19 protein-coding genes and 2 pseudogenes are annotated in these 22,881 nt (G+C 56.6%); 10 read left to right on the plus strand and 11 right to left on the minus strand.

Annotation, left to right across the window (positions count from 1 at the left end):
* Positions 1–47: 47 nt before the first annotated feature.
* Positions 48–3,506 (minus strand): glycosyltransferase, encoded by a 3,459-nt coding sequence (locus tag ASE98_RS14840; RefSeq protein WP_060542088.1) that lies wholly within the window; start codon positions 3,504–3,506, stop codon positions 48–50.
* A gap of 425 nt (positions 3,507–3,931) precedes the next feature.
* Between ASE98_RS14840 and ASE98_RS14845 the strand changes: the two genes are divergently transcribed.
* Complete coding sequence (locus tag ASE98_RS14845) at positions 3,932–4,261, plus strand: hypothetical protein (protein ID WP_060542089.1); 330 nt, start codon at positions 3,932–3,934, stop codon at positions 4,259–4,261.
* Between the two features lie 12 nt (positions 4,262–4,273).
* Positions 4,274–4,510 (plus strand): hypothetical protein, encoded by a 237-nt coding sequence (locus tag ASE98_RS14850; RefSeq protein WP_060542090.1) that lies wholly within the window; start codon positions 4,274–4,276, stop codon positions 4,508–4,510.
* A 20-nt stretch (positions 4,511–4,530) separates the two neighbouring features.
* On the opposite strand, the gene ASE98_RS14855 is transcribed toward ASE98_RS14850, so the two are convergent.
* Both ASE98_RS14855 and ASE98_RS14860 read right to left on the minus strand, forming a co-directional pair.
* Positions 4,531–4,767, minus strand: a complete 237-nt coding sequence (locus ASE98_RS14855) for a hypothetical protein (RefSeq protein WP_060542091.1) — start codon at positions 4,765–4,767, stop codon at positions 4,531–4,533.
* 208 nt (positions 4,768–4,975) lie between these two features.
* Entirely contained in the window at positions 4,976–6,835 is a 1,860-nt protein-coding gene (locus tag ASE98_RS14860; RefSeq protein ID WP_060542092.1) for an ABC transporter ATP-binding protein, read from the minus strand.
* A gap of 259 nt (positions 6,836–7,094) precedes the next feature.
* Between ASE98_RS14860 and ASE98_RS14865 the strand changes: the two genes are divergently transcribed.
* Positions 7,095–7,724, plus strand: coding sequence for a dTMP kinase (locus ASE98_RS14865; RefSeq protein WP_060542093.1), 630 nt, complete (start codon positions 7,095–7,097; stop codon positions 7,722–7,724).
* A gap of 125 nt (positions 7,725–7,849) precedes the next feature.
* A complete protein-coding gene (locus ASE98_RS25895; RefSeq protein WP_082457550.1) occupies positions 7,850–8,965 on the plus strand; it encodes an aromatic ring-hydroxylating dioxygenase subunit alpha in 1,116 nt (371 codons plus the stop codon).
* Between the two features lie 61 nt (positions 8,966–9,026).
* Here the strand turns inward: ASE98_RS25895 and ASE98_RS14870 are convergent, their stop codons facing one another.
* Positions 9,027–9,974 carry a site-specific integrase gene (locus ASE98_RS14870; RefSeq protein ID WP_060542094.1) on the minus strand — a complete coding sequence of 316 codons (948 nt, stop codon included), beginning with the start codon at positions 9,972–9,974 and terminating at the stop codon, positions 9,027–9,029.
* A 179-nt stretch (positions 9,975–10,153) separates the two neighbouring features.
* On the opposite strand from ASE98_RS14870, the gene ASE98_RS14875 reads away from it, so the two are divergent.
* Positions 10,154–11,155 carry a DNA-binding protein gene (locus tag ASE98_RS14875; RefSeq protein WP_060542095.1) on the plus strand — a complete coding sequence of 334 codons (1,002 nt, stop codon included), beginning with the start codon at positions 10,154–10,156 and terminating at the stop codon, positions 11,153–11,155.
* A 266-nt stretch (positions 11,156–11,421) separates the two neighbouring features.
* Here ASE98_RS14875 and ASE98_RS27755 read toward each other — a convergent pair whose 3' ends face one another.
* The gene (locus ASE98_RS27755; protein ID WP_442962707.1) at positions 11,422–11,961 is read right to left on the minus strand and encodes a LysR substrate-binding domain-containing protein; all 540 of its coding nucleotides are present in this window, start codon (positions 11,959–11,961) and stop codon (positions 11,422–11,424) included.
* Positions 11,855–12,100, minus strand: a pseudogene (locus tag ASE98_RS27255) (hypothetical protein); the annotation flags it as partial. The gene ASE98_RS27755 and the pseudogene ASE98_RS27255, both read right to left, overlap by 107 nt.
* A gap of 164 nt (positions 12,101–12,264) precedes the next feature.
* Here ASE98_RS27255 and ASE98_RS14885 point away from each other — a divergent pair.
* Positions 12,265–12,501: pseudogene (locus tag ASE98_RS14885) on the plus strand (KUP/HAK/KT family potassium transporter); the annotation flags it as partial.
* A gap of 270 nt (positions 12,502–12,771) precedes the next feature.
* Here the strand turns inward: ASE98_RS14885 and ASE98_RS14890 are convergent.
* Positions 12,772–13,683, minus strand: coding sequence for a magnesium transporter CorA family protein (locus tag ASE98_RS14890; RefSeq protein ID WP_060542098.1), 912 nt, complete (start codon positions 13,681–13,683; stop codon positions 12,772–12,774).
* A 3-nt stretch (positions 13,684–13,686) separates the two neighbouring features.
* Positions 13,687–15,267, minus strand: a complete 1,581-nt coding sequence (locus ASE98_RS14895) for a RimK family protein (protein ID WP_060542099.1) — start codon at positions 15,265–15,267, stop codon at positions 13,687–13,689.
* Between the two features lie 94 nt (positions 15,268–15,361).
* Here ASE98_RS14895 and ASE98_RS14900 point away from each other — a divergent pair, with 94 nt between their 5' ends.
* Positions 15,362–16,456, plus strand: coding sequence for a GNAT family N-acetyltransferase/peptidase C39 family protein (locus ASE98_RS14900; protein WP_060542100.1), 1,095 nt, complete (start codon positions 15,362–15,364; stop codon positions 16,454–16,456).
* 451 nt (positions 16,457–16,907) lie between these two features.
* A complete protein-coding gene (locus tag ASE98_RS14905; protein ID WP_060542101.1) occupies positions 16,908–17,513 on the plus strand; it encodes a class I SAM-dependent DNA methyltransferase in 606 nt (201 codons plus the stop codon).
* Positions 17,514–17,779: 266 nt separating this feature from the next.
* On the opposite strand, the gene ASE98_RS14910 is transcribed toward ASE98_RS14905, so the two are convergent.
* Positions 17,780–19,006: an ATP-binding protein gene (locus tag ASE98_RS14910; protein WP_060542102.1), complete on the minus strand. Its 1,227-nt coding sequence runs from the start codon at positions 19,004–19,006 to the stop codon at positions 17,780–17,782.
* A 392-nt stretch (positions 19,007–19,398) separates the two neighbouring features.
* Here ASE98_RS14910 and ASE98_RS14915 point away from each other — a divergent pair, with 392 nt between their 5' ends.
* Complete coding sequence (locus ASE98_RS14915; RefSeq protein WP_060542103.1) at positions 19,399–20,457, plus strand: 3-keto-5-aminohexanoate cleavage protein; 1,059 nt, start codon at positions 19,399–19,401, stop codon at positions 20,455–20,457.
* A gap of 297 nt (positions 20,458–20,754) precedes the next feature.
* Positions 20,755–20,994, plus strand: a complete 240-nt coding sequence (locus ASE98_RS14920) for a hypothetical protein (protein WP_236707803.1) — start codon at positions 20,755–20,757, stop codon at positions 20,992–20,994.
* A gap of 105 nt (positions 20,995–21,099) precedes the next feature.
* On the opposite strand, the gene ASE98_RS14925 is transcribed toward ASE98_RS14920, so the two are convergent.
* Both ASE98_RS14925 and ASE98_RS14930 read right to left on the minus strand, forming a co-directional pair.
* On the minus strand, positions 21,100–21,894 hold the full coding sequence (locus ASE98_RS14925; protein WP_060542105.1) for a cyclase family protein: 795 nt from the start codon (positions 21,892–21,894) through the stop codon (positions 21,100–21,102).
* Positions 21,872–22,876 carry an NAD-dependent epimerase/dehydratase family protein gene (locus tag ASE98_RS14930; RefSeq protein ID WP_060542106.1) on the minus strand — a complete coding sequence of 335 codons (1,005 nt, stop codon included), beginning with the start codon at positions 22,874–22,876 and terminating at the stop codon, positions 21,872–21,874. The genes ASE98_RS14925 and ASE98_RS14930 overlap by 23 nt, the downstream gene beginning before the upstream one ends.
* Positions 22,877–22,881 lie beyond the last annotated feature (5 nt).

Raw genomic sequence — 22,881 nt, forward strand, 5'->3', positions numbered from 1 at the left:
TGCTGTTGCAGCGAAACAAGGCCAGCGCGCAAACGCTGGCCTCTGATTCAATCCGCCAACCAGGCCTTTCGCCACGCCAACAGGTGTTCGTCCCTGAGCATCCAGTTATCGAGGACCACGTCGCGCAAGGCATCACCGGCCTTCGCGCTGGCGTCGGGCTCGGCGAGATGTTCGCGAATGGCGCCAATCCAGTCTTTGGCCTTGTTCCTGACCCGGGTCACCGGGAAGTCACCGCGATAGCAGAGGATGTCGGAACAGATTACCGGGAAGCCACAGGCGCCGTATTCCAATAGCCGCAGATTGCTTTTGCAGGCGTTGAACATATTGTCCTTGAGCGGCGCCAAAGCCAGGTCCAGATTCAAGCTGGCCAGGCGTTCCGGGTATTTCTCGATATTCACGCCTCTATGGAATTCATGGACATAGGGACGCAGTGCCGGTGGGCACATGCCCAGAAACACCCATTCCACTTCCCCGGCCAGTTCCCGAACCACTTCGGCAATGACGTGCAAGTCTTCGCCGTGGCCCGAACCGCCCGCCCAGCCGACCCTGGGCTTGCGTCCTTGTTGGCGAAGGCTGTTCAGACCGCTCCACCACTGGCTTGGCAGGCGGTTCTCTACTACGCGAATGTCGGTGTTGAAACCTTTCAGTGCATTGGCCAGTGGCTGCGTCGACACCACCAGCCGGTCGCACAGACCCACGGCTTTCTTCAGGCGCTGGGCAATGTCTTTGGGCGGCAGTTCGCGGCTTGCGCCGGGGGGCATGTCGAGAATGTAGTCATCGAGCTCGTAGATCTTGAAGGCTTTGGAAAACGCCTTGGTGTTCTGCATCGATTCCAGCTGGGGCGTGGTGTATTGCCGCTGGAAAATGATCGTGTCCGGCGCCAGTCGCTGCAACTCTACGGGCGTAAGCGCCCAGTAGCTCACCGTACCCTCGACCAGATGCGCGTCTTTCATGGCCGCGAAGGGCTGGCGTACCCGGTAGTGTCCGCAGCCGGAAAAATCACCGGGGTAGCACAGTGCGTAAGGCAGCGCGCGACTGGCGAGAGGCTGCCAGTCGGCTTCGCTGCGGCAATTGGAGGCGAAGCCACTGCCTTCCAGGGTCAGGTTGCGGTTATAGGCTGGGTCGTTGGCCAGTAGCGGCAGCCAACGCTGGTACATTGTCGACTGTTCGCGCTTGAAGCGTTCGCGTTTGTCTTGCAGTCTGGTCGTGTCGACCGTGTGCTGGCTCACACTGTTTTCATGCATCAGCACAGCATAGGGCGTCCAGACAATCAGGCGCCCGGCCTGGCCGACTTTCAGGCACAGATCCACGTCGTTAAAGGAAACCGTCAGGTCGGCCTCGTCCAGACCGCCCACCTGGTGGTACAGCTCAGTGTGGATCATCAGGCAGGCGGCGGTGACCGCGCTGTAGTTCTGGTCAACCTGCAAACGGTGAAGGTAGCCGTTGGACTGCATGGGGTCGCGGATAAATGGGTGGTCTGCGACACCGCACAAGCCCAGTACCACGCCTGCATGCTGAATAGTGCCGTCGGGGAACAACAGTTTGGCGCCGACTACGCCCACTTCCGGCCGCTGGGCGTGATGGAGCAGGGCGTCAAGCCAGTCCCCGTCAATGACTGCCGTGTCATTGTTGAGCAGCACCAGGTATTCGCCACGGGCGTGGCCGGCGGCAAAGTTGTTGATCGCCGCATAGTTGAACGGGTGAGGGTAACGCAGGATGCGCACCTTGGCGTCGTCCAGGCTTTCCATGCCCCCGAACCAATCCCGGGCTTCGGCGGTTTCACTGTTGTTATCGACAATGATCAGTTCGTAATTCGTGTAGCGGGTTTTCTCCATGATGCTTTCGATGCAGCGCAGCAGCATCGGCAGGCAGTCCTTGGTGGGAATGATGATGGACACCAAAGGCTGCCCGGCGTGTTGGTACACCACGCGGTTGGCCATCGGCAAAGGCCCGGCGCGCAGTTCATGAGCCACGCCCAGGCGTTGCAAGTGCGCCTGGACGATAGCCGCGGAGTGCGCGGTGACTTGGGGTTCACCGAGCCATTGGGCGAAGTTGATTGCCTGGTGCACCAGCACATCACTGATGTGCCCGACGGTGCCCAGCCCATGATTTTCAAGCAGCCTGTAGAGCAGGTCATGGGGCGCCAATTCGGCGAAGTCGGGATCGAAGCCATCGGCAGCCAGCGCGGCCTCGCGACTGAAGGCCAGGGCTCGGCCGACATACGGATAACTGCGCAACAGATCCAGGTTCAGGTCCGGCTTGAAGACCGGGTCCTGGCAGCCGGTTGCAGTCAGCGAGTCTTCGTCGCTGTAGCAGGCGCTGATGCCGGGATTCAGGGCAATGCCTTCGGCCAGCAGGAGCAGGGCGTGGGGGTCAAGTTGGTCGCCGCCGCGCAGCAGGTACCACCAGTCGACCTCAATGCCCTGCAGCAGCTCATTGAGCTGGCTCGGCCAGGATTCAGCCAGCGGTAGCCAGACCAGATTGTCGGCCGGTGTGACCCCTACCGGTTCTGCATTGGACAGCACGACGATAGCGGCCGCCCCATAGAGCTGGCGGTCGATGCTTTCCAGGCTGGAGCGCAACAACGCAATGTCACCGGTGGTATCGGTCAATACCAGCAACACGTCCGGCTGCCGCGGCCAGCTCGCCAGCCGCGCCGGCAGATTGTCCAACTCGGCGGCAGACAGTTGGCGGGTGTCCAGCCAGCTGCGATACAGGTCGACATTGCGCTGCTGTTGGCCGGCATCCGCCAGAACGCCGAAAAAACGTTCCACAGCGTGAGCCAGGGTGCCTTCGAGCTGGCCGCATTCAGGCTCGAAATCCTTGCCCGTCAGGTGCATCCGTTGCAGGGGGGCCAAGGCTTCGGTGCGCACAAAGAACATGCTGCCGACAAAAAAATGCGAACTGTCGATACCTCGTGGGTCAAAACTGGCACGCTCGGACAGGCTGACCAGATGTGCGCGGGTGTTTTCAGCAAGGTTTCTGCTGACCGGCAGCCAGTACTTCTCGGTGCCCAGCAGTGGATGACGCGCCGGATCGGCCAGGTGTTCTATCGATTGGCGAAAGCGCACGGGGTTCAGCAGGTCATCGAATACGTCATCGGTGAGGGCGTTCGTGCCCCCCAAGCGCAGGGTATGCAGCTTGACCAGCGTGCGAATGTTATCGGCACGTAAAAATGGCAGCATCTGCAGGAATGGCAAGACATCCCTGCCGTGGTTCGGCACCCGGTACAGCGAATAACTCAGCCCGCTGGCCGCCAGTTGGGCGCGCACCGCAGCCTCACAGCTGGCCACGCAAGTCACGTAGAGGTGCAGGCGTTCATACAGGTTGATCAAGCGGACCAGAATGTCGCGCAGTACATCGGGATCATAGGCATGGATGACCACGCCGACTGGCGGCTCGCCGTCTTCCAGAAGAGGCTGCTGCGCGACCAGCACTTCGCACTCATCGACGGGCTGGATTGCACAAGCCAGGTGAGCACCGTTGGCGGAGGGGGTATCTGTCATGTTCACACCGAATTAAATAGGAGGCGAAGTGTGCTCGAACTGGCAGCAGGCAACTGCCAGGCGCCGTCTCGATGTAGAGGAAATTTTCAGCCGGCACGTTGCGACTCACGACGGGGTGCGCGGTATTACTCCCGGCATACAACCGTCAATGAAATGTTGTTCGTTGCGAGTAAAAGGGGGGGCGATGCAGGAAGTGTTCCAGTTCCCGGCATCGACGCCAGTGCGAGCGTCTATTCCGGCGATCTGCGCTGCCACCTGGTAAACCTTGCCGCCAGGCGATCTCCCGCAATTGGGCCAGCGCCGAAAGGCGCATTTTTCGACCCGGCCCACTGGGTGGCCATCGAAAAAATACCCCCTGTCGGCCTCCATGAACCCGCAACCAGATCTTTTGCTCCATTCATTAACATCACCAGGACGGGTCTGCCATGAGCACTTTCAGAGAACTGCTTACCCCGGAATATGAGCGCAGACTTTGCGCCCTGGATTGCTGGTATCGAACCCTCGAGAACCGCTCGCTGCGCATGGATTGTCCCGATGCCTACCACGAGGAGTTGATTCGTCAGGCCGACGAAATGGATCGCCAGGGCATGGTCAGTTGGGAGCAATGGCGAGACCTTCGGGTGATGGCGGATCAATCTTATCTACGTGCCATCGAGGGGGGCGATTACAAGACTGTTGCTCCAGGCAGCAGGACATATGAAATAGCTGATACAGCAGTTGATCAAGCGTCTGGCAACACGACAAGCGGACCATAGGAGGAACCCGATATGTGTAAATTCGTCCTGCAATACCTGTTCAATGGTGAGCCTCGTACACACGTACTTGAACTCAAGCAGACTCGATTGCCTCTACACGAAGCGGCAATGCACCTGCTTGAGCTGCATTTTGGGGATGGAGAAAACAGCCTGATGATGCCCAACGCCGACGCGACACCAAGAGAAGTTTTAGAGCAGGCTGAGCGAGTAGGGGTGACGCAGATCAAGGTCGTCGATCAATCCAGGTAAGCTCGACCTGGAGCACAGTTCTACTGGCCTTCAGAATTCTTTTTAAACCCGCGAAGGTTCAAGAGGAACAGGCAAACTTGCAAGACGATCAGCGCCCAGGCTTGCGCGTACAGCCCCCAGATCACCCAGAGCACATTGCTTAAACTGAAACATACGAACCCGATCATTCGCCTTTTTGGCTGCTGGGAGCCAATCAGCCACGCAGCAAGCACGGTGACGAACATCGCCGGCCACTGAACCCAATCAAGATAAGCCAAACCCTTCACCTTTCTGGATTACATTCGTTGTTAAGGCCGCCGCAGTCAGACGAGCTGTCGCTTGGCCTTCAACTGTTGGTGATCTTTCTCGGACATTTTCGTCCGGATCGCTCCAGATAGTGATTCCTGTCGTTGTAAAAAATTCAGTTACGAGGGCTAACAACTGCGCCAACCGGCCACTTTAAGATCAGCGCCGGCCGGTTACCGCTCAAACCTGATCCGCTGCCTCGGCGACCCCCTGATCCTCACCCAGGAACCCGCCACTCTGATGGTGCCAAAGCCGCGCATAGATGCCGTTCCTGGCGAGCAATTCGGTGTGCGTACCCTGTTCAACGATGCGTCCATCGTCCATCACAATAAGTCGATCCATCGCCGCGATCGTGGACAGCCGATGGGCGATGGCGATGACGGTTTTGCCCTCCATCATTTCATCGAGGCTTTCCTGAATGGCCACTTCGACTTCCGAATCCAGCGCGCTGGTAGCCTCGTCGAGCAGCAGGATGGGGGCGTTCTTGAGCATCACACGGGCAATCGCGACGCGCTGGCGCTGGCCGCCCGAAAGCTTGATGCCGCGTTCGCCCACCAGAGTGTCGTAGCCGGTGTTGCCCTGCCGATCGCTCAGTTGGCTGATGAACTCATCGGCCTGGGCATTGGCCGCGGCACGGCGAATTTGCGCGGAGCTTGCATCGGGTCGGCCGTAGGCGATGTTGTCGCCAATGGAACGGTGCAGCAGGGACGTATCCTGGGTGACCATGCCGATGGCGCTGCGCAGGCTGTCTTGCGTCACGTGCGCGATGTCTTGCCCGTCAATGCGAATCTGCCCGCTGTCGACGTCATAGAAGCGCAGCAACAAGTTGATGAGTGTGGATTTTCCCGCGCCGGAGCGGCCCACCAGGCCGATTTTTTCACCGGGACGAATGTTCAGGCTCAGACCATCGAGCACCTGGCGTTCGCCATTGTAGTTGAAGCTCACGTTGTCGAAGGTTACCGCGCCGCCGGTGGTCGTCAGGACGCCTGCATCCGGCGCATCCTGCACCTTGGGGCCGCGGGTGAGGGTGGCCATGCCATCCTGCAGGGTGCCGATGCCCTCGAACAGCGAGGTCATTTGCCACATGATCCAGTGCGACATGCCGTTGATACGCAACGCCATGGCGGTAATCGCCGCCACGGCACCGGTACCGACTTCGCCCAGGTGCCACAGCCAAAGCGCATAACCGCCTGCCGCCATGATCAACGCCACCACCAGCGCCTGGTTGACGATCTCGAATTGGCTGACCAGGCGCATCTGGCGAAAGCCGGTCTGCTTGAAATCCTCCATGGCCGCACGGGCGAAGTGCGCTTCACGATTGGAGTGGGAGAACAGTTTCACCGTCGTGATGTTGGTGTAAGCGTCTGAGATACGTCCGGTCATCGAGGAGCGCGCATGGGCCTGTTCCTGCCCGACCTTGCCCAAGCGTGGCACGAAGTAGAGCATGGCCAGCCCGAACAGCACGATCCAGGCAACAAAGGGCAGCATCAATTTCAATGAAAAAGCGCCGGCCAATGCAATGATCGCGATGAAATACACGCCGATCCCGAGTGCGATTTCGATAAGGGTGAACAGCACGTCGCGCACGGCCAGCGCCGTCTGCATCACCTTGGTGGTGACCCGACCGGAGAACTCATCGGAAAAGAACGAAAGGCTCTGCCGCAGCATCAGCCGGTGAAAGTCCCAACGCAGGCGCAACGGCAAATTGATCGCCAATATCTGGTGCTGCACCATGGTACGCAACGCCACCAGCGCGATGCTGGTAAACATGACGATGCCCATGCCCCATAACACACGACTTTCCTGCGCGGCCGCGTCACCACCGGCCTGCCAGGTGGAGAGCAGATCCACGACCTGACCGAGAAAAGAAAACAGCCAGGCTTCGTAGATCGACACCCCGGCACTGAGTAGCGCAAACGCAAGAATATAGCCCCGGGCACCTCGTGTGCACGCCCAAAGGAATCGAGCCAGGCCTGCGGGTGGCGGTGGAACCTCGTCGGGCGGAAAGGGGTCGAGCCTTTGTTCAAATGCGCCAAGCATGGTGGTCTCCGAAACGGTCAAGATAGGGGGATTCTGCCATTTAAAGGGAGCTTTGAGGGTTATGTGGTGTTGTGGGCATGGCTTTATCCCGGCCACAGCGGCCGTAACCCCGGATTTTAAGACCCATCGCCAGAAACAAGGTTAGAGTGTTCGGCAATGTCTGTTCAGAAGAGCCTCCCACTCGATTCGCCTAGCCGCACCCAGCGGCTCCAGCGAACGAACAGGGCAAAAAAACCGTCTATCAATCGTTATGTGAAGAATGAATCGAGCGCTGTTTGTTTCTCTGGATGGGCCCAAGGGCGCCGGCAAAACCACATTGCTGGAGGCCGTGACGAAAGCACTGCGGGCCGACAACAAAAAGGTGATCCGGCTTTGCGAGAAAAAAAGCGACCCCAACAGGGGTGAAACAATGGCCCTGGTCAACAAGTTCGTCAGAGAGCCCACCCGGGATCTGGAACTGGAGATTTGTAAGCGCTTTGCGGATAGCCGTGCCTGGATTTCCCGGCACGTGCTGGCTAAGCAGCCAGCAGACAGCATCATCCTGATCGATCGCTGGTACCCGTCGGATGCCGCGTTTCGCCGGATACTCCCGTTTGCAGAGATTCTGCAGTTGAACATCGATCGCAACGTGCAAGTGCCAGACCTGCATGTCGGGGTAGTCACCGCCCCTGAAATTTCATGGGCGAGGGCGGCGGCACGAGGGCGTGGGCTGAGCAGTACGGTGATGTATAAGCTGGAGGAACAAGTCGCTTGTACCCGGGCGTTCGAGCAAGCGATTGCGGATAACGGCTGGGTGTTGTGCCGTAATGAAGGAACGATTGAAGATGCAACGATGCAGGTGGTTTCGCACATCCATAGTGCCCTTCGATGCTTCCGGGGATTGCAATGAGGGGGAGACATTTTCGCGCAGAATGACCAAGGCGATAGTGCGGCATCGAAGTGAACGACCCTCGATGGGGTGAGCTCAAAGCATCGAGTCCCCAAACAACTCTCAGTCCATCTGGTCACACGGCAATGCTCAAAAATATCTGGTATGTCGTTCTTCCGTCATCGCAGCTCAATAACGGACTGGTGCCAGTTCGATTGGTTGGACAACCTTTTGTAGCGTTCCGTGATAACGCTGGAGTAGCTCACTTACTTTCTGATGTTTGCGTGCATCGGGGAGGTTCCCTATCCGCCGGCCGCAAGGTCGCAGACGGCGTGCAGTGTCCATACCACGGTTGGCGGTTTGGGGCGGATGGAGTCTGCACCCGGATACCTGCGCAGCCAGACCTGCGGATTCCAGCAAAGGCCCGAGTCGACGCGTATCCAACGCTGGAACGTTACGGTTGGATTTGGGCTTTTTTAGGCGACCTCCCAGAGCCTGAACGTCCCCCTCTACCAACGCTCGATTGGATAGACGATCCAGCCATCCGGGTGGTAACCGGCCATTTTGATTGGGAGGCAAGCTGGGATCGGATTATCGAAAATGGCCTCGACTTCGCGCACGCCCCATTTGTACATGGCTCGACCTTCGGTGATCCGGATCATCCTGAGATTGAATCATTCGATGTAGAAACCGATTCGTGGAGCGCTCGTGCACAGATGGTTATGCGCAGGCCTGCGCGCAAAGGCATGCTAAGGCGCAAATCATCAACCGAGTTCTTGAGTGTGGCGACTGTTCCGGGTTTTCATTTGTCAGGCCCCTGTACAACTCTGGAGCTCGAATTGCCTAATGGCTGGAGAATCCACATCGTCTCGGCGCACGTCCCGACCGACGCCAACCACACTCGAACCTGGTGGATGATGGGAAGAACATTTCTCCGATCTCGACTGCTTGATCGAAGGTTTGTTGCCAGCAATATTCGTATCTTCGAACAAGACCATGGCGTACTCAAAAACGTGCGTCCCGAGCGAGTCCCGGACTCATGGCAGCAGGAGGTTTCGTTGAAGTCGGATGCGCTTCAGATTGCTTTCCGAAAACGCGTGCAGGAACTGGAGCAGCGAGGCTGGCGTATTGATGAAGAACGTCTCGCTCGAGAATTCACGGGACGTAAGGCATGCGCTATACCAAGCCCCGAGCGCCGTAATGTTCGCTCCTGGGCGATTGAGCCAATTCCAGTGGTAGACATCACACACGAATGCAAATAACGCTACGCCACGCAGGCTGAACCAGGCCCTTTGAGCCAGATCGATCCAGTTTAAGACGACTTTAAAGGAGCACCATTTCGGGCGCCGGCGGCCTCATCGCAAGGCCGCCAAAAGAGGAGCCCGCATCAACGTATTTCAGCGCTGACTTGATGTCCTTCCAGCCGACATAACTCATCAACGACTTGATGTCCCAGCCATTAGCGCTAGCCCAAGTGGCAAACCCACGCCGCATCGAGTGGCTACTGTAGATATCCGATGGCACACCTGCCTGCGTGAAGATGCGACGAAGCATTGGGATCAAGCTGTTGGAGTTTATGCCACAGTCAGCAAGGTTGCCCCAGCGATCGATCTTCCGGAAGACGGGGCCATGGGCAATGCCGGCAACCGTAATCCAATTGATGTAAGCCTGAACAGGACATAGCTTCTTGAGGGCAGGGGTGTGGAATGTCGTCCCCTGGTACTGTCTGTCACCTTTCGTGTGAGGCAGATAGAGCGTAATGCCCGTGCCTGCCTGCGCCTGAGTATGCTCGACCTGGAGTCGTGCCAGCTCGTCTGCGCGAAACCCCCGCCAGAATCCGATCAACACCAGGGCAATATCGCGTCGACATTTCATCACGCCCCTGAGGTCATTGCGCTGCGCCGCAAGATCCGCTTCGCGCTCAAGCCAGCTCACCGCCATCTCCAGGTGGTTCAGGAGAAGAGGGGCCGCCTGTTTTTCCTGGGCTGGATGCAATGCACGTATGCCCTTGAGCATCTGCCGCACGTTCGGCGTTTTCGTTGGATCAGGAAATCCCTGAGTGATGTGCCATTGAGCCAGGGCGGCCAGGCGCTGCTTCAGCGTGCTGATGGTGTGCTTGTCCGCGTACTCCGCGAGGTAACGCACGATGCCATCGCCCGTCGCTGGCAGAAACCCACCCCAGGTCACTTCGAAGTGTTCCACCGCCGCACGGTAGCTACGTCGGGTGTTTTCCCGGGTTGCCGCCTGCAGATAACGATCAGCTTTGTTCATCTTGACTCTTCTACGCGAAACGTAACTTTGCGGTGATGGAACATATCAAATTCATCTTTATGATGCGATAACGCTCAATTATTTGTTCATAGTATATAGAATTTTCTGCCTGTTTTTTGAGGTTAGCGTAAGATGTAATTACGTAATACGTTTTACACTACGAAATAGTAGGAGATGGCATGGCACGCGGCGGGGTAAACAAGGCAATCGTCCAGATAGCGCGAGATGCGCTGATCGCTCGAGGTGTAAATCCGAGCATCAACGCTGTGCGTGTCGAGCTTGGAAATACTGGCTCGATGACGACCATTGCACGGTATCTAGGCGAACTCGGGAAAGCAGAACCGCTCCCGAAAGAACGTCGCGAGCGCTTGAGTGAAGAGCTCACCGGGCTGGTTGGCCAGCTGTTGGATCGTTTGCTCGAGGAGGGCGCCCAAGAAGTATCCGAGGCGCGGGCTGAGCTCGATAAGCACCGGGCGTCAGTCAATGAACAACTTGCGCAGACTCAAGCCGCCTTGGCGGACTTGCAGCGCCAGCACGATAATCTTCAGGCAGCGCTCGACATCCAGGCAGGCGAAATGAGTACGTGCCAAAGCAGCTTGCAATCCGAGCTCACTCGCAACGCTCGCCTGAGCCAGAGCTGCGCTGATCTGGAAATACGGATACATGAGAAAGATCAGCAGATTCGCTCGCTGGAAGAAAAGCACTTGCATGCTCGTGACGCACTCGAGCATTACCGCACGGCTGTGAAAGATCAGCGTGAACAAGAACAGCGCCGTCATGAGGGTCAGCTCCAACAAATCCAGGTGGAGCATCGTCAGTTGCAGCAGACACTTTCGGTGAAGCAGGACGAACTCAGCCGCCTGAATCGAGACAACGAGCGCCTGCTCAGCGACTCCCGCCAGCAGGCCAGGATGTTGACTACCCAACACGACACCATTGAGAAACTCACGGGTGAGCTCAATGTCTTGGCCATCGCATCAGCTAGAGAGGAGGGGGCTAAAGAGCAGCTTTTCGTGCAGCTATCCCTTTCCCGCGAAGAATCCGCTTCCCTGCGCGAATCCGTCATTCAGGCTGAGACACGAGCCCAGAGTGCGCAGGCGCTTCTGGAGTCGACTCAGAACGAGGTCGAACAACTGCGCCATAAGCTGAAGCAATCCCAACATGATGTGCTCATCAAGTAGCCCTGAAACGCTGGATAGGCTTCCAGGTAAGGCATATATAGCTCGCTCGGTAGGTATCGGCTGATTTTACCGGATGAATCTGATGCCTGTTGTTTTTGGGACGAGTTCCGGGAAGCGAATCAGCGTGTCGTAAGCCCAGAACAGCCGAGCAGGACGTATATGCACCGTTGGTAGACCACCTACGTGCCGGCAGCCTCAATGCAGACCACTGCTGCAATACGCTGGCTGAACTTAGATCGGTTGAGTGTTTCGCAAATTCCCTAGAATCAAGGCGCTTCTCGCAAAGTAATACCGATCCATTCACCACTGGTTTGCAGCTGCGTTACCAGCGAGGGAATCAAGTGTCTGATTGCTAGGTTGGCGGCGGTTGTGGGCAGCGATGTGGGCCAGCAAAGGCTAGCTGGTCGGCTTATGCCTGGCTTGCTGATTTTACGCACTAGCGGCCACGAGTCCCGGGCTTTGGTCATCAGAGAGGAGGGCGGCAGGATGGTGCAGGCAGTGCCACGACACGCTATTTCGATCATGGTCGGCAGTGAGTCGATGTCGGCGATAATGTTCAACGCAACATCTTCTCTGGCGAATGTACGTTCGATCAGCAGCCTTAACCCCACCCCACCGCCAGGCGTCACTAGCGGAACGCCAGCCAGCTCGAACAGAGGGCAGTCAAGCTGTTCGGCACTCAACTTAAGACCGGCACTCCAGGATGGAATACTTCGGGATCGGCAAGACGTTGAGTTTGGCCTCAACAATGAAACCCAGAGAGCCTTCGGAGCCGCACAGCACACTATTGAGATTGAACCTATCACCCTGTTCGCGAAGATGCGCCAAGTCATAACCGGTGAGGCAGCGGTTCAGTTTAGGAAAGGTACGCTCAATCAGATCTGCCTGATTATCCGCGATGTCTATCGCACACCGGTAAATCTCACCGATCCGATCATGGCGCGCAGTTTGTTGCTCCAGTCTTGGTGCTGACGCCGAATTAACCCAGTGGCCGAGATGTCACTGACCCAGTCTTTTTCCTCGCGAACCATTACCTATGCTGGATTTCTGCCTACCTAGGGTAGGGCAGCCTTGCGTCGGCACGTGGGTCAATTAGGCGTCAGCGTCTACAACCCGACGTCCCCATCGCTTTAATGCTTTGTGATATCAACGAGCTCGATTTCAGTCCAATGCGCACGACCTATTTTCTCAGCCGGGAGACGGTGATCCCAACGAAGCGTATCGGTATGGCGCGCTGGCGAGAGAGCCTGTTTGCGTTCCTGCCGAAGAATGCCAACAGCAACCTCAAGTATTTCAAATTGCCGTTGAACAGGGTGATTGAGCTAGGTACCCAAGTGGAGATGTAAAAAGGCACGCGGTCTTTGGCCGAACGTGAACGCTGATATGGCGCTTCTTTGGTGATATGAAACTGATTTTCTCATTTCTGATTCGTATTGGTTCGAATAGCTTTCTCTTTTGATGGTGACTTGCGTGTGCCGGATCTGAATAGAGAGCGGTGGTCAAGAAAACTGATCAAGCTACCCAGCACAGCAATCACAATCAGCATCAACATACCAATATCCGAGGATTGCATCGTTTACTCCAAAGGCCATGCTCGTTAGAAAATTTCGAGTTCATCAGGCCATACGCCGCAAGGCGACGACCATTACCGCTCCAAGAAGTCCCATGCACGTAAGCAGAGCTGGGAATGACACCCACCAGGTAACGTCGGATGTCATCATGCTGAACTCCGACATCCCACCGATGCTGGCAATAAGGTTCAGCGGGAGGAACACGACATTGATCAGCGTGAGCTTGCGCAGGGCTCGGTTCATGCTGTTGTTTGCAAGGTTCCCGTGCGACTCAATGAGATTGGCGAACACCTTGGCGTGAATCTTTGCCTGCTGATAGCTTTGTTCGTTTTCCACGATTAGATCGTTGAGCGAATCCAACTGTCCGTCACTGAAGCCATGTCGCTGGCCGTGGCTTCGTAGCAGAGTCAGTACCGCTCCATTGCTCTGGATCGCGTTCACGTAGTACACAAGGCTTTCGCTCAGGTTGTACATCTGAGCCAACTGCTGGTTGTCCATCGCTCGGGTGAATTGCTGCTGAATCTCTCGAGCGATTTGTTTGACCACCCTCAAATGCCCGAGATAGTGATGAACGCTTTCGGCGAGAAGGGCCATAAGGACATCCAGCGGGCCAGTCATTTGCGACCCACGTTCCAGGCTGGACAGCAGCGAGTTGCTTGCACAAATTACTACCAGTCGCTTTTCGCTCAACACCACTCCGAACGACGAAATGTTGAATGCTCGTCCATCGAAGCTTTCCGGGCGTTTCCAAATCAGGAACAGGTGATCTGGCTTGATCTCGATGCGGGCAACCTCGTCCGGATCTAAAGACGACTCCATCGCTTGACTGCCAATGCCCAAGCGTCTCTGCAACTCAGATTGCTCGGCTGCGTCAGGGGCGATGGACAGCCAAATATTTGCCTCGTCTTCAGAGGCGTTGCACAGCGCGCCGGACTGGATGCAGTAACCTTCAATCATGGGTTATGACGCCTGGCCACGGTGTTTCAGTTCCAGCCTTTGGATGAAGGCCTGCAGCACGCGACGATACAGTTCGTCCCCAAGCACCGCGTCTTCGATACCGGCGTCGAGATTGGGGTTGTCATTAACTTCGATTACTAATACCCGCTCACCGGCCTGTTTCAAATCGACGCCGTAAAGGCCATCACCGATAAGACGAGCGGTTTGCACGGCAAGCTGCACCACCTCGGGCGGGGCCTGATCCACGGGTACGGCCTCACACATCCCGTTGATTTCTCCGGGAACCGCCTTGTGGTTGTAAATTTGCCAATGCCCTTTGGACATGAAGTACCTGCAGGCGTACAGCGCCTCGCCGTTAAGTACACCCACGCGCCAGTCATATTCGGTGTAGCAATACTCCTGAGCAAGCAACAGCACCGAGTGCTCGAACAATTCCTGGGAAGCAGTCGCCAACGCTTGCGCATCGGTGACCTTGATTACGCCCCGCGAGAAACAGCCATCAGGGATCTTCAGTACCAAAGGGAAACCCAGACGACGCCCGACGTTTTCGAGCTCCTGAGGGCGATCCTTGTAGAGAATCTCCGTTGCAGGCATGCCCAGACTTCGACGCTTCAGCAGGTCGGCCAGATAAACCTTGTTGGTGCAGCGAAGAATGGAGGAGGGGTCGTCGATGACCACCAGACCCTCGCTTTCCGCCTTTTTCGAAAATCGATAGGTGTGATCATCCACCCGTGTCGTTTCCCGGATGAAGAGCGCATCGAATTCGGCGAGACGCGCATAGTCCTTTTTCTCAATCAGCTCGACGTCGATGCCCAGTTGTTTGCCAGCGTCAATGAAACGCTCCAACGCCAAAGGATTGGAAGGCGGTAGCGCCTCATCAGGATCGTGCAGGATGGCCAGGTCGTATCGGGCAACGCGTTTAGAGGCGGGCTGACGCCATGTCCTGCGGTTGAAGGCATCCAGGGCATCGGCGAAAACATGTTGTTGCTCGTCTCGAAGCTTGTGCAGTGCCCCGGCTTTGATGCCGGCGATTTGCCAAGTCTCACCACGGCGAAATTCCACCAGCAGGATGGGGCAGGGGAATGCCTCAAAAAGCTGACGACCGATCTCTTGTAGAGATGCAATCGACGCCTTGCCGAAATACAACGAGAGCGTGAAAGCTTCAGTTTCGCCGTAGGGGTGGTTGGCCAGTGCCCGTTCCAGGGTGCGCTCGAGATCATTCAGCCCGACCCCGTAAAGCGCCTTGCGTGCCAGCTCACTTACGGTGCGTACCGAGGGGAAAACCTTATGACCTCGGGCCTCAGCGAGCAACGAGCAGTAGTAGCCCTGGCCGAGATATTTATAGTTCCGGCAGAGGTTGATGACTTGGGTGCGGTGAGGAAAGTCGTCGCTGTGCTCAAGGTATTCCTGAGCAAGCATGAGGCTTTCACTAGGGAGATAGTCGGCCCAATCATCCTTGCGCTCGACGAGGATGAGCAATCGGCTCCCTGAGGGTTTGATGCTGGGAGGTTCCTCGCTGAGGGAGATTGTGGAACACTCGGATTTATCTAATACTTCGTTCACGTTGGCTTGCACCGCTGACATGAGTAATTGATCCCTGTTGAAGAAGACGCCGCTTCAATAAATCACGGGCATCTCAGTCTGTCCCGGTTCGTTACTCAAAAATTACGGTGTTGCCATGTCTTTTGATTTCCGCTTTGCATCGATGGACGATGTCGATGATTTGGTCGAATTGGAGCAGGAATGTTTTACGCTTGATCGTTTGAACCAGCGCAACTTTAGCTGGATGGTCAGTCGGGCAAATGCCTCTCTAATCGTCGCAACCTCAGGTGGAAACCTCGCCGGTTATGCCCTGTTGCTTTTTCACCGTGGCACCTCGCTTGCGCGGTTGTATTCCATTGCAGTCAACCGGGCGTGGCGAGGGCATAGCCTGGGTCAAAGCCTGCTGGACGAAGCCGAGGCCTGTGCTTTAGAGCGAAACTGCGCATGGCTGCGGTTGGAGGTGCGCCCTGATAACCCTGCTGCCATCGGCCTCTATGAAGCAAATGGGTATCATCGTTTCGCAATCGTTGAGGACTACTACGAAGATCACGCTGAGGCGTTGCGCTACGAGAAGCGCATCCTGCGTGACGCGCCCCCGCCAGCTCGTCAGGTACCGTATTACCAGCAGACCACCGAGTTCACCTGCGGCGCCGCGTGCCTGCTTATGGCCATGGCTGCCATCGACGCGAACCGCTCTATGACTCGGTCGGAGGAGATTCAACTGTGGCGGGAGGCGACCACCGTTTTCATGACAGCAGGCCACGGTGGTTGCAGTCCCCAAGGGATGGCATTGGCGGCATGGCGGCGCGGTTTTGATGTGCGTCTAGAGGTCAGCCACCTGGGCTCGCTTTTTCTGCACGGCGTACGTAGTCCCGAAAAGAAAGCCATCATGAGGCTGGTGGAGGAGGGCTTTGCTAAGGACTTGGCTGAAACGAGGGTTAATCAGGTTCTGGCTTCTACTCTGCATATCCGCGCTGCATTAGAAGCGGGTTTCAAACCAGTGGTACTGATCAGCAGCTATCGGTTCACCCGCTTGAAAGCTCCTCACTGGGTGCTCATCACCGGATGCGACGAAGAATTTGTCTACCTGCATGACCCGGATATCGATCACAGCAAGCTGAAACGAAGCCTTGACTGCCAACACTTGCCAGTTAGTCATGAAGAATTCCTTCGCATGACAGTATTTGGCATTCAGCGCGTTCGGGCAGCCGTTATGCTACGCGCACGCTAAAAAAATGGATTGGCGGGACGGTGTTAAGGATGGCTGATGTAGGGACTGTTATTACTGTATTGGTGAAGATGCTTAGGTCAGTGATGACCATTGTTTTGGTGACGATACTTAGGTTGGTGATGGTGATGGTGATGGTGATTGGTGAGCGGTAACTGATTTCAAGGATGGGGTAAGCGAGTGATGAGGATTCAGTCGGGCTTCGCAGGTTCATGAAACGAGAGATGAGGCAATGGTTGAGGAACGGTCGTGAGGCTATTGATTTCGCGGGATTTCTGGGGTTTGTCGAATCCAGTGCATAGGTTATTGGAAACAGACACTTACTCACTCAAGCTGCTACATATTCGATTTAACATAATATACATTATGCGACATTATGGATATTCCATACCGGCCATTCCCCCTGTACATTTCAACGCACAAACCCCACTTCGTACTCAAAGGACGATTTCCCGTGCATGAAGCCGCCAGCAAGATTATCGACCTCTACGAACGACATGCTCAAACCTGGGATCGCATTCGCTCTCGTCTTGGTACCGAACATTCATGGCTGGAGCGTTTTCGTCGGGTTATGCCTGACGCTGATGGCCAGGTCCTCGATCTTGGTTGTGGCTGCGCCGAACCAATGGCCAGTTACTTGATCGACGCTGGTCACGCCGTATGCGGCATTGATTCTTCAGAGTCGATGATCGAGTTTTGTCAGCAGCGTTTTCCCGGACAGGATTGGCGTGTGGCGGATATGCGTCGAATGGACCTTGGTCAACGTTACGCAGGGATTCTGGCGTGGGACAGTTTCTTTCATTTGACGCCGGAAGATCAGCGCCGAATGTTCCCGATCTTCCAGGCCCATGCGCAACCAGGGGCTGCGCTTATGTTCACCAGTGGGACGGCCCACGGGATTGCCCTTGGGACCTTTGAAGGTGAGACGCTTTACCACGCCAGCCTGGACCACGATGAATACGTCGATTTGCTCAACCGCCATGGTTTCAGGGTTGTCGAGCAACTGACGGAAGACCCGCTGTGCGGTGGGCACACTGTCTGGCTGGCAGTATTTGAATGACGGGGGTAGCACCCTGCTCATCTTTATATATGATTAAATTATAACTAAACTAAACATCTATTTAGTTGAGTTATAATTTAATCGTGTTTGACCGTAAATGGCCTACGAACTTTTCCCGTTAACGAACTCATCCCTTCCCTGCTCTATCGATTTAACGAGACGGGAGAAAAATGTTCTCTGTCAGCCCAACCCGATACAAATGACTAGCCAGGTCGAATGCTATCGGGTGGGCCACTCTGTGCAATTACCCGTTGCATCTCACCGCGTCAGGGAGCTTTGCGAGCAGTACCGGCACCTACGGGCGGCGGCTGCCAATCGTTACCCGGCATGATTCGTTTCATGTACTGATCGAACATCGGTACGGTGAATGCGGTATCACCGTGGTTTGGGCTCCAGATCATGCCTTTGGTAATAAGGCTGCTGCGTATTGGCCCAAGCGACTGACTGGTCCGGCCAAGCCGTCCGGCAATATCGCCAGACCGGTGAGGCCCTGCCCCTAGATCGGCCATCGCTCTTAAAAAGATTTTTTCTGCGACCGTCATCCGGTCAAAACGAACCCGAAAAAAGCTTTCATCCAGAGCCGCTATCGCCAATGGCGAGGCGTCCCTGACGTCCTCAACGGTGATGTGGTCGTTGCTCGCTACATCCCAGGAACTCTTGCCCCATTCTTGAATGAAGTACGGATAGCCTTGTGTCATCGTCACCACCAGATCGGCTGCATCCGGATCGACAATCACTCCCTCGTCCTCGGATGGCTTTACGAACGCTACTTTGGCTTCAGGTGGCTCTAACGGACCAATCTCTGGATAGTCGAACAATCGCTCAGCGTACGACTTTGCGTTTCCAGCACGCCCACGGAGTTGCGGTAGACCCGCACCCACAATTGTCACTGGAAGGCTCAATTGCGATACGCGATGGAGCGCAGTTATCAGAGCGGCCAGCTCTTCCTCGACGACGTACTGAAGTTCGTCGATGAAGATGACTAATGCTGTCTCGGCACCGCGAGCCGCTTCACCTACCTGAGTCAGCAAGGTGGTCAGGTCGCCTTCGAGATCGCCGTTGTCGGCCAGTCCTGCCTCAGGTTCGTAGTCGAAGCCGACTTCAATGTCTTGATAGGTCACCTTCAGAGAGCGGGCAAACCCTGTCAGTGCTCTGAGTGCACGTATAGCCTTATCTTTGGCTGCCTCGACTCTACTGATGCGAAGCAACGCGGAACGCAGCTGCGGAGCCAGCAAGGAAGGCAGAGATCGTCCTTCCGGCGCCTCTGCGTAGGCGGTATGGATACCGGCGGTCTCTGCATCAATGAGCATTCGATTCAACAAGACGGTCTTGCCGACACCTCGCAAGCCGACCATAACTATACTTTTAGACGGACGCCCGACCCGTAGGCGCTCGATGGAGATGCGTAGCTTCTCGCGGATAACGTCACGCCCAGCAAGCTCGGGGGGACGAGTACCGGCACCTGGAGCGTAAGGATTGCGAATGGCGTCCATGGGGTTCTACTTAAATTAGGTAGTTTATCTAAATTCGATAATATGCCTATATTTCGATAGATTCAACCCGACCGCCCCTCCGCCGAGGGTACTTCGTCGCGACCTGACAAACGCTGCGAGTGCCCTCCTCCATTCAACATTCCGGGTCCCATTGACAGTGCGGTGGAGCATTTCTTGCCACTCGCGCCCATCGTTAGAAATTCAATTCTTTGCAACACGTGTCATGAAATGAAATGCCATTGTCGTGCGATGAGAAGCGCCTGATCAGGCCCTCGGCCTACAGTTCAACGAGCAATACCTACCCTGACTTCGCAAGATGGAACGCGCGACCTATCGGCACCAAGCCTTTTCGGCGTTCCGCTTAACAATAAAAAATATTTTAGAGATCCTCTATGAACTTCCTTGACGGCCACCTCTTTACTGAGAACCAGCAGCCCCTGATCATCACGGCAGCACCCTATGCACCGTCGTGGCAGCCCTCTGACTTTCCCGAGGACATCCCGGTAACCATGGAGGAGCAGGTCCAGAAGGCCGTGGATTGCTACAACGCTGGGGCTACCGTGCTGCATTTGCACGTGCGTGAACTGGACGGCAAGGGCTCCAAGCGTCTGTCGAAGTTCAACGAACTGATCGCCGGTGTGCGTAAAGCTGTGCCGGAAATGATCATTCAAGTGGGCGGCTCGATCAGTTTTGCGCCGGAAACAGAGGGCGCCGCGGCCAAGTGGCTGAGCGACGATACGCGCCATATGCTGGCCGAACTCGATCCCAAGCCGGACCAGGTAACGGTCACCGTGAACACCTCGCAGATGAACGTCGTCGAGCACTGGGATGACGCCGACATCAAGGGCACCTCGATGGAAGACCCGGCTGTCTACACCGCCTACAAGGAAATGACGGTGCCGGCCCAGCCGGGCTGGGTGGAAGAGCACGTGCGACGCCTGACGGCCGCGGGCATCCAGAGTGCGTTCCAGTGCTACAACATCAATAGCTTCGACTCGGTCGAGCGGTTGATGCGTCGCGGTATCTACAAGGGCCCGCTGGTGATGAACTGGGTGGCGATCGGCGGCGGGATGGACGTGCCTAACATCTACAGCCTGGCCAACATCGTGCGTGCCGTGCCGGACGGCGCCGTGCTGACCGTGGAAAGCTCGACGCGCAACGTGCTGCCGGTGAACATGATGGGCATTGCGATGGGCCTGCACGTGCGCTGCGGCATCGAGGATAACCTCTGGAACCAAGCGCAAACGGATAAAATGTCCACCGTTGAGCAGATCGAGCAACTGGTGCGCATTTCCCGCGAGTTCGGTCGCCCGATCGCCACCGCCCAGCAGGCGCGCGAGATCAGCAAGATCGGCGTGTTCTACGACACTGTTGAAGAAAGCCTGGAGGCCAATGGCTTCGCGCCTAACCGCAACGGTGCCCAGCAGGGATTCTTGCGCAGGAAGGCCTGAGCCATTTTGTGAGGGGTAAGCGTATGGGGCTGGACTGGATGGAAGAGTCCAGTCCCATTCGCTCATGGAATATGAATGGCTGCTTTGGCACAGATGGTGTGAAAACTCACTTCGAGGCGTAGCGGTTGACCTGTTCAGGAAGCCCAGACCTCAGTCCATATCGGTGCCCCCTCCAAAGCCTGTCTCGACGCATCAAAATAATCTGAACCGCTTTGCGACGCGCTCGCCTAATGATCAGCATGTGGATAATCCCACAGGCAAAGTGCCAATACCGGCACACTCCGAGAGGTGGTCAACGTGGCTAAAGACGAGAAGAAAAGCAAAGGTGACGCTTCGAAAGCCAGCAAGGATTTGAAAGACAAAAAGTCATCACCGGCAAAGAAATCAGCGGCGGCCGCGGCTCTTTCGAAGTCTTCCGATAAGAAAGACAAGAAAAAAGCTGCCGAACCAAAGAAATCTGCAAAAAAGGCTGACAGCAAGCCAGAAAAGGCCAGCAAGTCAGAGAAGGCAGAAAAGCCGGCGAAGAAGAAAAAGTGACAGCTGCTGTCTGCCAGGGCTTTACGCCCTGGCTTCCTCAGGTCGTGTTGCACTCGACTCCACCCTCTGGATCTGGCGAAGCTGGCCCGCGTTTCTTCGCGCGGCTTACTCGTCGAATATCGCCACCGCGCGTACGAACCCGGCCGATGCGTGCTTGATCTTGTAGGGAAAGCACGACACCATGAATCCATTGGCAGGCAGGACATCCAGGTTGGCGAGCTTTTCCATTTGCCCATAGCCGATATCGCGTCCGGCCTTGTGCCCTTCCCAGATGATCGAGGCATCGCCGTCGGCTGCAAAACGCTCACGGGTGTACTTGAACGGAGCATCCCAGCTCCAGGCATCGGTGCCGACCACCCGCACTCCCCGCTCCAGCAGATACATCGTGGCTTCACGACCGATTCCGACACCGGCATCGAGATAGCCCGGCTGACCAAACAATGCGCCGGCACGGGTGTTGATCAGCACAATGTCCAGCGGCTGCAAGGCATGGCCAATGCGCGCTAGTTCGGCTTCGATCTCTTCGGCGGTTACCACATGACCGTCTGCCATGTGCCGAAAGTCCAGCTTCACCCCAGGTTGCAGGCACCAATCGAGCGGTAACTCATCAATGCCAAACGCCGGCTGTCCGCCATCGGTGGTCGAGGCGTAATGCCAGGGCGCATCCATATGCGTACCGCTGTGGGTGGTGATGTGCAGTCGCTCGGCCGCCCATGATTCGTTGCCCGGCATTTGCTCGAGTTGCAAGCCCGGAAACATCGCTGCCATTTCCGGCCAGCCCTGCTGGTGATCCATGTATTCGATCTTCGGCAGCAACGGCGGCGGATCGGTGTAGGGGTTATTATCGAGGGTGACCGAAAGGTCCACGAGACGACGTTTAGGCTTGGTTGGCAGTGACATAAAAGTTCTCTCCGGTCAGCGGCAAGTGTCGGGGGGCCGAGGGGTTGAGGGAATTGCGGACCAGCGCGGCAGCCGTGCGGTCATGATTGAAACCGGCGGCACGCGCTTGCGGGGTTTTCAGGGGTGGCATCTGTCCGAACAACGCTTGCAGCCCGGCGTCGGGCGCATAACTGATCAGCTTGCGGCGCTCCTGCCCATAGCGATCGGCCAATGCGTCGATCACCTGGGCTATGGACAAATGCAGAACCGGCAACTGCCACACCCGTTGAGCGCCCAACGAGGCGCCATCGAGCTCTGCAGCGTGGATCAGGTTGTTCACGCAGCAGCGCGCCGACATCCACCAGGCCGTCGCCTCTGGCGAGACCGGGCATTGATAGGATTCACCCTCGGCGAACGCCCGCATCAGGTCGCTCATGAATGCTGAGCGCAAGCCATTGGGCTCACGGGGCCGGGCGACGATGCCTGGCAGTCGCAACACACGACCGTCCACATCACCTCGCCGGGCAAGGTCGCTCACGGCGCTTTCCACCATGGCCTTGTGCGTTCCGTAGGTCAGTTCGGGGCGCAGTTCGGCAGTCTCGTTCATTCGTTCCGGCAGATGACCGCCATACACCGCGACGCTACTGGCATACACCAAAACGGGTGGCTGGCTTTTGTTGCGCAGTTGGTTGAGCAACTCCAGGCTGGCCAGCAGGTTGACCTGGTAACCGAGTTCGTACTGATCTTCTGCAGTGCCACCGGGAATACTGACCAGGTGAAACACCACGTCGATGCCATCGGCCAGCACCCGGCGCATCAACGCAGGGTCCGTCACGCTGCCGAAATGACGACGCACTCGGGCGTCCTCCGGCAAGCCCTGCAAGTCCCTGTCCAGGACCAACAGCGAGTCAATTTTTTGCCCTCGCAAGCTGCCCCGCGCCAACAAACAACGCACCAGCTCTCGTCCGACAAAACCATTGGCGCCGGTAATCAACACACGCATAGGGC

The organism is Pseudomonas sp. Leaf48 (assembly GCF_001421885.1).
Classification (GTDB): Bacteria; Pseudomonadota; Gammaproteobacteria; order Pseudomonadales; family Pseudomonadaceae; genus Aquipseudomonas.

Bases quoted from the DNA above. Each gene is read 5' to 3' on its own strand.
- ASE98_RS14840 (WP_060542088.1), bottom strand. From the start codon at position 3,506: ATGACAGATACCCCCTCCGCCAACGGTGCTCACCTGGCTTGTGCAATC.
- ASE98_RS14845 (WP_060542089.1), top strand. From the start codon at position 3,932: ATGAGCACTTTCAGAGAACTGCTTACCCCGGAATATGAGCGCAGACTT.
- ASE98_RS14850 (WP_060542090.1), top strand. From the start codon at position 4,274: ATGTGTAAATTCGTCCTGCAATACCTGTTCAATGGTGAGCCTCGTACA.
- ASE98_RS14860 (WP_060542092.1), bottom strand. From the start codon at position 6,835: ATGCTTGGCGCATTTGAACAAAGGCTCGACCCCTTTCCGCCCGACGAG.
- ASE98_RS14865 (WP_060542093.1), top strand. From the start codon at position 7,095: ATGAATCGAGCGCTGTTTGTTTCTCTGGATGGGCCCAAGGGCGCCGGC.
- ASE98_RS25895 (WP_082457550.1), top strand. From the start codon at position 7,850: ATGCTCAAAAATATCTGGTATGTCGTTCTTCCGTCATCGCAGCTCAAT.
- ASE98_RS14870 (WP_060542094.1), bottom strand. From the start codon at position 9,974: ATGAACAAAGCTGATCGTTATCTGCAGGCGGCAACCCGGGAAAACACC.
- ASE98_RS14875 (WP_060542095.1), top strand. From the start codon at position 10,154: ATGGCACGCGGCGGGGTAAACAAGGCAATCGTCCAGATAGCGCGAGAT.
- ASE98_RS14890 (WP_060542098.1), bottom strand. From the start codon at position 13,683: ATGATTGAAGGTTACTGCATCCAGTCCGGCGCGCTGTGCAACGCCTCT.
- ASE98_RS14895 (WP_060542099.1), bottom strand. From the start codon at position 15,267: ATGTCAGCGGTGCAAGCCAACGTGAACGAAGTATTAGATAAATCCGAG.
- ASE98_RS14900 (WP_060542100.1), top strand. From the start codon at position 15,362: ATGTCTTTTGATTTCCGCTTTGCATCGATGGACGATGTCGATGATTTG.
- ASE98_RS14910 (WP_060542102.1), bottom strand. From the start codon at position 19,006: ATGGACGCCATTCGCAATCCTTACGCTCCAGGTGCCGGTACTCGTCCC.
- ASE98_RS14915 (WP_060542103.1), top strand. From the start codon at position 19,399: ATGAACTTCCTTGACGGCCACCTCTTTACTGAGAACCAGCAGCCCCTG.
- ASE98_RS14925 (WP_060542105.1), bottom strand. From the start codon at position 21,894: ATGTCACTGCCAACCAAGCCTAAACGTCGTCTCGTGGACCTTTCGGTC.
- ASE98_RS14930 (WP_060542106.1), bottom strand. From the start codon at position 22,876: ATGCGTGTGTTGATTACCGGCGCCAATGGTTTTGTCGGACGAGAGCTG.